We start from the raw sequence: 8,293 nt of genomic DNA on the forward strand, positions 1-8,293 counted from the left end.
TCCAGCAGAGGCGCTTGACGAGCTGCTGTCACGAATGAAAACACTTGGTGTTGCGACCACCGCTTGAGCCCGCCTCCGGCCCTCCCTGCGCGATGGCTTTACGGCTTACTCCGCGCTCTCCTCGGGGACCGGCGTTCTTGCCCCCGTCGCGAGCGCGCTTCGTCGCAGCGCCCGCTTGACCTCAGCATCGGGAGGCCAGGACCACACGGCTTGACCGTGCGAACCGGATCGTTCGTCGGCGCGGACAAGCCACGCTGCAACCCGACACGCCCACCGCAGCCCACCTCACGCTCGTGACGATCGCGATGCGCCCCTCGTGGCGAGGTGGGATGGATGGAGAGATAGCATGATTTCTGGAAAAGAGAAAGTAAAAATTGCACTCTGATTAGCCGGCGAGAGCGACATCGTTGAAAGCGTTCGAGAAGTCAGTCTTTTGGCGCAGGACGGTCTCGGGGCGCTCGGATGGGGAGATCGCTTCCTCATCGCAATGCCTTAGACGGATCCCTGAAGATCAAGCCGATGTTGATCGGACCTACGTACTTCGGGTGTCTCATGCTAGCCTGGTTGCGGCGTTGCTCTCTAGTTGGGGCAAAGGCATGAAGCCGCTTCGCATGGGTGTTTTGGCCGGCGTGCTGATGTTGTGTGGAGTCTTGGTCCTCGAAGCGCTCGGTGTGCAGACCAACCTTTTGGCTTTCATGGTCTTGGGAGGCGTTTCGGGCTCGCTGGCTGACATCTTGGATCGGTTCATGGCGGGGCGCGGTACGTAGCGCTGGTCAGCGCGCAAGGCCGGATGGTTGTAGACTCATTCGGATGTATCTCGGACGGAGAGAGCGTCTGATGTTTGTGGAGCGTCCCGATGTGGACATTTCAGCTGGTAGTCCGCACTCCGTAGGGCGGATCAGCGCAGCGTGATCCGCCGCTTCACGTTCGCCGTAAATTGGCAGATTGAGCTGACGCCAATCCGCCCGCCGTGCTCGCGCGGTCAATCTACAACAACTCGCCGCCAGGATGTGGGGCGCCAAAATATCCCTTGATGTTGCGTGCGTGCCATGATACCTTACGTGACATGAGCAAATCGGTCCGCATCGTCAGCTTCTATCACATGACCCGCTTCGGCTGGGCCGTGGAAGGAGTCGCGCGCTAGGAATTGGACGTTGCGATCGTTTCACCAGGCCCCGCCGGCATCGGACGGGGCCTTTTGTATGGCCACGCTCCCTGCCGGCATAACAGCAGGAGCACAGGATGCCACCCCATCAGACCAACGCGACGATCGACGCTGCGCACGTGTCAGGGCTCAACGTCGATCTCTCGATCGCATCAGTCACCGGCGCGATCAGCAGCGTGCAGCCATCGACGCAGTCCGAAGCGTCGATCGCAGCCTTGCGAGAGGTGTTGTCGGAAAAGGACGCGGCCGGTCCGCCGGCCACGCCGACTTGGCTGGTCATCCGCCTGATCGGCTGGTGCTGGCGCGCCCTTCAAGAACGGCAGCGCCGCAAGACTGTGCGAGACAGCCTGTATGAGCTGAGCGAACGCGAACTCACGGATATCGGCATCACGCGTGCCGAGATCGAGCACATCGCCGCGCTGCGGATGCTCGAGAGCCTGAGGGACGACCCGCGATATCTGGGCGGCGTCTCGCGGAGGGGAATGTAGTCGGTCGCCGGCCGTGGCGATGCAGGGACGGTCGACCAACAGCGCGAGATGGTCGCCGCGACGTCATTGCGAGCGTCAGCGAAGCAATCCAGGGGCCCGCACACGACTCTGGATTGCTTCGCTGCGCTCGCAATGACGGAGGTGAGATCGCGCTTCCTTCTGGACACTTTCTGCCTGAGACGTCGTGTGCGCGGAGTTCGGCAGAACACAAGCCTCGCATAGGTGCTCATCTGCGAGCGCAGGAACTACATGCCTTGATCTGGCGCAATCATCGTGGTAGCTACAAACCATGATCAATGTCGTGCGCCGCTCCAACCGCAAACATACGACCCGCTGCAGCCGGGCCGTGGGAGGAGTCGTGCGCTAGGTTTTCGACGACACGATCATTCCACCAGGCCCCGCCGGCATCGGACGGGGCCTTTTTGTTGGCCACGCTCCCTGCCGGCACCACACAGCAGGAGCATCCGATGCCGCCCCAGACCAACCTCACTGCCGAGATCGCGCGCGATGGCGCCGCTCCCGGTCTCGATCGTCCCATGGCCGCAGCGACGAACGCTGTGCGTGGCGTGCAAGCCGCGCCGCGACCGTCCGCGTCCATCACGGTGCTGCGTGACGCGGTGTCGGAAAAGGACGCCGCCGGGCCGCCGGGCGCGGCAGCGCCGGGATTGCTCGGCCGGCTGGCGCGCTATTGGCTGGTGTTTCAGGAAGGCCGCCGGCTCAGGCGGATGAGAGTCGATCTGCGTGACCTGAGCGAGGCGCAACTGATTGATATCGGCCTGACCCGAGGCGACATCGACCACATCGCCGCGCACCGCGCTCTCGAACGGTTCAAGCGGAGCACGGCGCATCTGATGATGTCCCGCGGCGTGATGTAGCTGCGCGCGAGCCGGCGCTCGACGTTACGGTGGTCGTCGGCAGGGCGGATCCGCGTGATCCGCCCTCGCGATGCCATGGCTTGTTCCAAAACGCGAGCTTGCCTGCTCAGCGAGCAGTTGCCACAACGTCCTTGCGCGCGCAGCGACGCAATCCAGAGTCCGTCTGCGGGACGAGCCTGGATTGCTGCGTTCGCAATGAGGGAGGAGAGATCGCGCGTCTCTCGACCATCATCCGCGGAGAATCGCGAGAGGAGGCCATGTCAGATGACGCAACATATCGGGATCGTCGGCTGCTCCGCCGAGGGCGCCGCGCTTTGCTATCGCACGATCTGCAAGGAGGGGGCCGATGTCCTCGGGCCGCATGCGCATCCCGAGGTGTCGATGCACACGCCGTCGCTCGCCGACTACGTGACATGTCTCGATCGCGGCGATCTCGCAGGCGTGGCCGAGCTGATGCTGGCCTCGGCCCGCAAGCTCGCGGCGGCCGGCGCGGATTTCCTGATCTGCCCGGACAACACCATCCACCAGGCGTTGCCGCTCGTGCTGCCGCGCTCGCCGCTGCCGTGGCTGCACATCGCCGATGAGGTCGCCAAGGAGGCGGCGAGGAGAGGCTATCGGCGTGTCGGCATCACCGGCACGAAATGGCTCGTCGACAGCAATGTCTATCCCGACAGCCTGGCCGCGAACGGCCTCGCCTTCGAGCGCCCGGACGAGGCCGACCGTATCACGGCGAACCGCATCATCATGGATGAGCTCGTCTGCGGCCGCTTCGAGCCGTCATCCATCGCCGCGTTTCAGGCGATCATCGTGCGGCTGAAGGCGCGGGGCTGCGACGCGGTCGTGCTCGGCTGCACCGAAATTCCGCTCATCATCGATGACACCAACTCGTCCTTGCCGACGTTGGACTCGACGCGGCTGCTCGCCCGCGCCGCGCTGTCGCGCGCGTGTCCGGTTGCGGTCTGAGGAGCGGACCAGCGCAGGGCGATGCGCGGCCGTTCTGCATCGAACGTCGTCGGAACCGCCCGCCGCCGCAGGCGTTTGTCTGGGCCCCAAGGAGGAGTCCCGATGAAGAAGCTGATGTTTGCGGTTGCCGTGTCGCTGTCCGTTCTGCCGTCGTTCGCGCTGGCCCATATGGGCACGCCGCAGGAGCAGAAGGCGTGCGCACCCGACGCCAAGCGATTCTGCCGCACTCAGCTCGGCGACGACTTCGGGGTCCAGAATTGTCTGACGCAGAACCGGGCCAAGCTGAGCAAGCGCTGCGCGGCGGTGTTCCAGAGCCACGGGATGTAGCTGGCCGCGTAGCTCGCGGAGGGCGAGGCCGGGGAGGTCCGATGACGAGCTCCTCGGGGCCGCTTCGGAAGGCGCGCCAGCACGGCTGCGCCGTCCGCCGAGGCCTCCAGGCCATCGGCTGCAGCCAATCAGGCCGTCTCAACGCTGCCGGGCTTGTCTTCATTCGGCGTTGCAGCCGCAGCTTCCGCAAAGCGCAGGGTGGCGGTCGTCCCGCCGCTTGGCGTGGAGGTGATGATGAACGCGCCGCCGTGTGCGGCCATGATCTCGTGGACGATCGAGAGGCCGAGGCCGGCGCCGCCTTCTGCGGCGTTGCCGGTCTGGAAGGGCTCGATAAAGTTGGGCTCGTAGCCCGGAGAGAATCCGGCGCCGTCATCGCTGATCGATACGCTGCCGCGGCCGAACGTTGCCGTGACGCGTTTGACGCCGCCCGCGTGGATCAACGCATTGCCGACCAGATTGGCGAGGGCGCTGCGGACGGCAGCCTCCACGCCCTGCACGACCGTGCCGTTCTTCTCGGCCTGCTCCAGCGATAATTCGATTCCTGCATCCAGCGCCGATGGGCCGAAATCGGCGAGCGCGTCGCGCGCCATCTCCGCAAGATCGATCGGCCGCTTTTCGATCGCATGATTTTGCAGCCGCGCCAGGTCCAGCATGGCGGCGACCAGCGAGGTCAGCCTGCGCATGTCTCGCACGAGCGCGCTCCTCAATTGGGGCTCGGCCACATCCTCGATTCTGGCCCGCAGCAGCGTCAGCGGCGTCCGCAACTGATGGGCTGCATTGCCGAGGAAGCGGCGCTGCATCTTGATGTAGGCGTTGATCTCGTCGAAGGCGCGGTTGAGCGCCTCGACCAGAGGCTTCAGTTCGATCGGGACCTCATCTAGCGCAATCGATCCTTGCGGCGCCGACGGGTCGATCGCGAGCGCGCGCCGTGTCACGCGATCGATGCCGCGCCCCACGAAACGTCCCGACAGCCAGGCGCCGATCATCACCATCGACGCGAAGGCGAAGGCCCCGAGGGACAGCGGAAAGACATTGCGGCCGACGAACGACCACAACATCTGGCCGAAGTGGACCTGCGCCCCTCCGACCATCATCACCAGATCGGACGGGCCCCAATTGATGACGGCCAGACAGAACGTCGCGTTCTGGTCCAGCGTGTTGAGGACCGAGAAGCCGATCGGTCCGCCATAGGGAAGCGAAAACGGCAGTGCGGGCCTGCGGTCGCCGCCGTACTCGGTGATCAGCTTCTCGTAGGACACGACGTACCACAGGTTCGGGCTGAACGATTTCAGCTCTTCGACACGGCGCGTGGAGCGGATGGTCAAGGCGTGGCCGGGATCGACGACGGCTGCGTCGTAGAGAATGCCGGCAGCAACACGGCAGACGACCGGATCATATTCGCGCAACTGGGATTGCCAGACGGTAATCGTGATCGTGGCGAGAAAGATGGCCGTTGCGGCGAGGCCGAGCGACAGCGTGAACGTCCGCGCGATCGACTTCATCGGCCGTGCACCATGCGCAGCATGTAGCCGATGCCGCGCATGCTGCGGATCTCGACATTGCCGCCAAGCTCGAACAGCTTCTTGCGCAGCCGCGACACCTGCGCCTCCAGGGTGTTGGATTCGATCTCGTCGTCGAAGCCGTAGATCTCCTCGATCAAGGCTGCGCGGGTGACGACGCGGTCGCGCCGCGTCAACAAGGCGCCCAGGATCAGGGCTTCACGCCGACGCAACAGGAGCTTGTTGTCGGCCACGATGGCCTCGTTGCTGCCGAGGTGCAGCTCGACGTTCCCGAACGACAATGCCGGTTGAACCAGCAGCCGCGGCCGCCGCAGCACGGCCCGCACGCGGGCGATGAACTCATCCGGTTCGAACGGCTTGCCGAGATAGTCGTCGGCGCCGCCGTTGAGACCTTCGATCACGTCCTCCTTGGTATCCTTGGCGGTCAGCACGATGATGGCTGGCCGTTCGGCCAACTGTCCCAACGTCGTGACGATCGCAAGTGCGTCGCCATCGGGCAGCATGCGATCGACGATCGCCAGATCGTATTTGAAATTCTTCAGCGCGTGCTGCGCGTCCGAAATCGATCCGACCGTGTCGACCACACCGTGCAATTGCGCCAGCAAGCGGCTGACATAGGCGCCGATCTGCGGTTCGTCTTCGATCACGAGGGAACGCACAACGATCTTCCTTGCGGCAGGCGAGCAACAAAGCAGGGGGATCGTGACATTCCCTGTTCGGCCTGATTGTGGCGCTTCGGGCCACGCAGACACATTCGTTTACGGCACGCCGACCGGCGAAGGCAAGCGGCCGGCGGAGGAGGCATCTCGCGCTCCTGCAGAAAGAAAGGCGAGCGGCTTTCGCGCGGGCAATGTTCGGGCAATGTTGGGCTGCGGCGCGACGGTATCTTCGTCGGACGTCGTGGCAGGCAATCTTGGGGCAATGTTGTCCAGCGATTGAGGGATCCGAATCCACAACAACGGGCTCGACAAGCGGCCCGCCGTCAAAGGTCCCTGCAATGAAGCATGCCATCGAAGCCGCTCGCCGCGTTCCCGCGAGGCGCGCGAACCGAGCTCTGTTCGCCGCGACGCTCGCGGCTCTCAACGTGACGGCGGCCGCCTTCGACCGCGCATCGGCCCAGACTGCATTCACGTTGCCGGCGCCGCCATTCGAGTTGCCGTTGCTGCCGCCGGTGTCCGGCAACTGGACCGTCATGATCGGCGCCGAGGGGCGGTACAAGCCGGACTTCGAAGGAGCAAAGCACAGCCTGTTCAGCCCGATCCCGATCTTCTCCATCCGCCGCGCCGGATCAGCGGATCAGTTTCGCAGTCCGCGCGACAATGCGAGCATTGCCCTGATCGATTTCGGTAATCTGCGCGCAGGCCCCGCGGCCAAGTTCGTGCCGTCGCGAAAGGCGGGCAGCTATGCCGCGCTCAACGGTCTCGGCGACGTCAAGGCTGCGTTCGAGCTCGGCGGCTTCATCGAGTATTTTCCTGTCGACTGGTTTCGCCTGCGCAACGAGACCCGCGGCGGCTTTGGCGGTCATCAGGGCGTCGTGTCCGACTTCTCGGCGGACTTCATCGTGCCGGTGACACGGGCGATCACCGTGTCGGCCGGCCCGCGCTTCACATGGGAGAGCGCGAAGGCCGTCTCGCCGTATTTCAATGTCGACGCCGTCCAGGCCATGGCGACGGGGCTTCCGGTGTTCGCAGCCAATGGCGGTGCACATTCCGCCGGCGCGGGCGTGCAGGTGAAGTATCGCATCAATCCGCAGTGGGAGGTGCATTCCTACATCGAATATGACCGGCTGCTCGGCGACGCCGCAAAGAGCCCGATCGTGACCGCGCGCGGATCGGTGAACCAGACGACGGTCGGCATCGGCGCGTCCTACGCCTTCGATTTCAAGATCCGGTAGGGGCCACGATGCGCTTCATCAGCCGATACGCCTGGATTATAGCGAGCATTCTCTTCTGGTGTGCGATCGCCATCCTTCTGTTTCTGAGCAGCGGCGCTCATGCGTTGTTCGAGACGCGGGACGAAAAGCTTCGGTCGGTCAAGACCGTCGGCATCGTTTCGGCGGTCGGCGATCAGTTCAGCCTGGCAAGAGCAGGGCTCACCGGTCTCAATAACAGCTCTCGCAACGTCCCGATCGCGTCGTGGGGGCTCGATGACCTGATCGTGCAAGAGGTGGGGAAGGCGCTGAACAGCCGCTTCCAGGTGCAGCCGGTCATCTATCCGCGCGCCGCATTCGCGGCGATACAGGACTCGGCGATGTCAGCCGTTAATCTCGTTCGCGCCGATCCGTTCAAGAAGCTCGTTCGCACCGAAGTGTCCCCGCAAGGCCTCGACGCCTACATCGTCATCACCAGGGCCAAGGCCAATTTCGGCGGCAGCAACCGGAAGGTGGAAGGGGTGGGCCTGATCACCTACAGCACGGTGCTGGAATCCTTCGGTCTGCTCCACGCGCTGTACGAGATCAGGGTGTTCGATGGCAAGACGTTCGACATCATCGAGAAGCTCGCGGCCGGACCGTTCGATGACGCATCGAGCGTTCGGCTCGCTGGCCCCAGCCTCGTGCTCGACGGCAATTTCGACGAGCCGGACGAGAGATTGCGCCGCGCGATCGTTGATCTCCTCAGCCGCAGCCTTCCGGGCACGCTGAGCGATCTGCACCTGGCTGATCCGCGGTAGCTCGACTGCGTCACAACTACCGTCATTCCGAGGTAAACGTCGACGCGCAGGCGCAAAGCGGATGCGCGCTGGCGATTGAAACTGGAATCTCGAAATTGCTGAGGATGGACGCAAGACAACATCGAGATTCCGGGTTCAAGGCCTGCGGCCTTGCCCCGGAACGACGAGGGGTGTGATGCAGCATAAGCAGACCGTGGCGAGCGATGATGGCTAGCTGTGGAGCCTCAGGAGGTTGTCCTCGGTTAAACCGAGTCTGCTGATAGGCGGCTGGGAGTTTATGCCGCC

9 protein-coding genes are annotated in these 8,293 nt (G+C 64.2%); 7 read left to right on the top strand and 2 right to left on the bottom strand.

Annotation, left to right across the window (positions count from 1 at the left end; all coding sequences use genetic code 11):
• Positions 1–596: 596 nt before the first annotated feature.
• The 5 genes from QW881_RS32375 to QW881_RS32395 all read left to right on the top strand — a co-directional run bounded on the left by QW881_RS32375 (position 597) and on the right by QW881_RS32395 (position 3,818).
• Positions 597–767, top strand: a complete 171-nt coding sequence (locus tag QW881_RS32375; RefSeq protein ID WP_315759658.1) for a hypothetical protein — start codon at positions 597–599, stop codon at positions 765–767.
• A 475-nt stretch (positions 768–1,242) separates the two neighbouring features.
• Positions 1,243–1,653 carry a DUF1127 domain-containing protein gene (locus QW881_RS32380; protein ID WP_315759657.1) on the top strand — a complete coding sequence of 137 codons (411 nt, stop codon included), beginning with the start codon at positions 1,243–1,245 and terminating at the stop codon, positions 1,651–1,653.
• A 467-nt stretch (positions 1,654–2,120) separates the two neighbouring features.
• The gene (locus tag QW881_RS32385; protein ID WP_315740305.1) at positions 2,121–2,528 is read left to right on the top strand and encodes a DUF1127 domain-containing protein; all 408 of its coding nucleotides are present in this window, start codon (positions 2,121–2,123) and stop codon (positions 2,526–2,528) included.
• Positions 2,529–2,792: 264 nt separating this feature from the next.
• Positions 2,793–3,491: an aspartate/glutamate racemase family protein gene (locus QW881_RS32390; RefSeq protein WP_315759656.1), complete on the top strand. Its 699-nt coding sequence runs from the start codon at positions 2,793–2,795 to the stop codon at positions 3,489–3,491.
• A gap of 102 nt (positions 3,492–3,593) precedes the next feature.
• Entirely contained in the window at positions 3,594–3,818 is a 225-nt protein-coding gene (locus tag QW881_RS32395; protein WP_315740303.1) for a hypothetical protein, read from the top strand.
• A 128-nt stretch (positions 3,819–3,946) separates the two neighbouring features.
• Here the strand turns inward: QW881_RS32395 and QW881_RS32400 are convergent, their stop codons facing one another.
• Both QW881_RS32400 and QW881_RS32405 read right to left on the bottom strand, forming a co-directional pair.
• On the bottom strand, positions 3,947–5,320 hold the full coding sequence (locus QW881_RS32400) for a HAMP domain-containing sensor histidine kinase (RefSeq protein WP_315759655.1): 1,374 nt from the start codon (positions 5,318–5,320) through the stop codon (positions 3,947–3,949).
• Positions 5,317–5,997: a response regulator transcription factor gene (locus QW881_RS32405; protein ID WP_315759654.1), complete on the bottom strand. Its 681-nt coding sequence runs from the start codon at positions 5,995–5,997 to the stop codon at positions 5,317–5,319. The genes QW881_RS32400 and QW881_RS32405 overlap by 4 nt, the downstream gene beginning before the upstream one ends.
• A gap of 338 nt (positions 5,998–6,335) precedes the next feature.
• Between QW881_RS32405 and QW881_RS32410 the strand changes: the two genes are divergently transcribed.
• Both QW881_RS32410 and QW881_RS32415 read left to right on the top strand, forming a co-directional pair.
• A complete protein-coding gene (locus tag QW881_RS32410) occupies positions 6,336–7,232 on the top strand; it encodes a MipA/OmpV family protein (RefSeq protein ID WP_315759653.1) in 897 nt (298 codons plus the stop codon).
• 8 nt (positions 7,233–7,240) lie between these two features.
• A complete protein-coding gene (locus tag QW881_RS32415) occupies positions 7,241–8,008 on the top strand; it encodes a hypothetical protein (protein WP_315759652.1) in 768 nt (255 codons plus the stop codon).
• Positions 8,009–8,293 lie beyond the last annotated feature (285 nt).

Origin of the sequence: Bradyrhizobium sp. SZCCHNS3016 (assembly GCF_032484535.1) — a bacterium.
In the GTDB taxonomy this organism is placed as follows: Bacteria; Pseudomonadota; Alphaproteobacteria; order Rhizobiales; family Xanthobacteraceae; genus Bradyrhizobium.

Bases quoted from the DNA above. Each gene is read 5' to 3' on its own strand.
- QW881_RS32390 (WP_315759656.1), top strand. From the start codon at position 2,793: ATGACGCAACATATCGGGATCGTCGGCTGCTCCGCCGAGGGCGCCGCG.
- QW881_RS32395 (WP_315740303.1), top strand. From the start codon at position 3,594: ATGAAGAAGCTGATGTTTGCGGTTGCCGTGTCGCTGTCCGTTCTGCCG.
- QW881_RS32410 (WP_315759653.1), top strand. From the start codon at position 6,336: ATGAAGCATGCCATCGAAGCCGCTCGCCGCGTTCCCGCGAGGCGCGCG.
- QW881_RS32385 (WP_315740305.1), top strand. From the start codon at position 2,121: ATGCCGCCCCAGACCAACCTCACTGCCGAGATCGCGCGCGATGGCGCC.
- QW881_RS32380 (WP_315759657.1), top strand. From the start codon at position 1,243: ATGCCACCCCATCAGACCAACGCGACGATCGACGCTGCGCACGTGTCA.
- QW881_RS32415 (WP_315759652.1), top strand. From the start codon at position 7,241: ATGCGCTTCATCAGCCGATACGCCTGGATTATAGCGAGCATTCTCTTC.
- QW881_RS32400 (WP_315759655.1), bottom strand. From the start codon at position 5,320: ATGAAGTCGATCGCGCGGACGTTCACGCTGTCGCTCGGCCTCGCCGCA.
- QW881_RS32375 (WP_315759658.1), top strand. From the start codon at position 597: ATGAAGCCGCTTCGCATGGGTGTTTTGGCCGGCGTGCTGATGTTGTGT.